Here is a 1311-nt window from a genome sequence, read left to right on the forward strand (position 1 = left end):
TCTCCACCCCCCGGGCGCATCCCCGCCGGGGCCCCGCTACCCCCCCGGGCCCCGCCGGGTACCGCCCGCCGCCGGGGTTTTTGTGGGTGTGGCGGGCGGGGCACTGCGAGGAGACCGACCACCCCCGGCCGGGGACAACGCCACGGCCGGGCCACGTACGAGCCGCGGGGACCTGATGACCCACCAGCCCGAACCGATCCTGCCAGGCGTCCTCGCCATCGACGCCGGCAACTCCAAGACCGACGTCGCCCTGATCGGCGCCGACGGCACCGTCCATGGCACCGCCCGCGGCGGCGGCTTCGCACCCCAGAAGATCGGCGGCGCCGCCGCCGTCGCCGGCCTCGCCCCGCTCGTCGAACAGGCCGCCGCCGCGGCCGGCCACCCCGCCTGGAGCGGCGTCCTCACCAGCCACGTCAGCGCCTGCCTGGCCAACGCCGACCTGCCCGTCGAGGAGGAGGCCCTGCGCGCCGCGCTGGAATCCCACCCCTGGGGCACCAGCAACACCGTCGTCAACGACACCTTCGGCCTGCTGCGGGCCGGCACCGACGGCCCGCGCGGCGTCGCCGTCGTCTGCGGCGCCGGCATCAACTGCGTGGGCCTGCTGCCCGACGGCCGCACCGCCCGCTTCCCCGCCCTCGGCGAGCTCACCGGCGACTGGGGCGGCGGCGGGGGCCTGGCCGTCACCAGCATGTGGCACGCCGTCCGCCACGAGGACGGCCGCGGCGGCCCCACCGGGCTCTCCCGCGCCATCGCCGAGCACTTCGGCCTGCCCAGCGCCGGCGCCGTCGCCGAGGCCGTCCACCTCGGGCACCTGCCGACCAGCCGGCTGCACGAGATCGTCCGGGTGCTGTTCGCCGTCGCGGAGCAGGGCGACGAGGTCGCCCTGGGGCTGATCGACCGCCAGGCCGACGAGATCGTCCGGCTCGCCGTCGTCGCCCTTCGGCGGCTGGAACTGCTCGACACGCGGACCCCGCTGGTGCTCGGCGGCGGCGTGCTCGCCTCCCGGCAGCCGCTGCTGATCGACAACCTGACCGCCCGTCTGGCCGAGGCCGCGCCGCTCGCCGAACCGCGGGTCGTCGTCGCGCCGCCCGTCCTGGGCGCGGCCCTGCTCGGACTCGACCACCTCGGGGCGGGCCCCGCGGCCCAGGCCCGGCTGCGCGAGGCGTACGAGGCGCAACGGCCCGTCGCCGTCTGACCGTTACGCCGCCCCTCAAGACTCCCGCCCCCCCCCCAACCGCAACACCGACCGCGGCCCGCCCCCCCCCCCCCGCCCCAGCAGGCAACCAGTGTGGAGAGATCCCCCCATGGTCC

The 1311-nt window shown here is 77.6% G+C and carries 1 protein-coding gene; it reads left to right on the forward strand.

What is annotated here, in order from left to right; translation table 11 throughout:
• Nucleotides 1–175: 175 nt before the first annotated feature.
• Nucleotides 176–1195, forward strand: coding sequence for an N-acetylglucosamine kinase (locus ACFV6I_RS38760; protein ID WP_380430906.1), 1020 nt, complete (start codon nt 176–178; stop codon nt 1193–1195).
• Nucleotides 1196–1311 lie beyond the last annotated feature (116 nt).

It is taken from the genome of Kitasatospora sp. NPDC059803 (genome assembly GCF_042732255.1).
Taxonomy (GTDB): Bacteria; Actinomycetota; Actinomycetes; order Streptomycetales; family Streptomycetaceae; genus Kitasatospora.

What these genes read in the sequence shown, in the direction of transcription:
- ACFV6I_RS38760 (WP_380430906.1), top strand. Translation starts at nt 176, where the DNA reads ATGACCCACCAGCCCGAACCGATCCTGCCAGGCGTCCTCGCCATCGAC.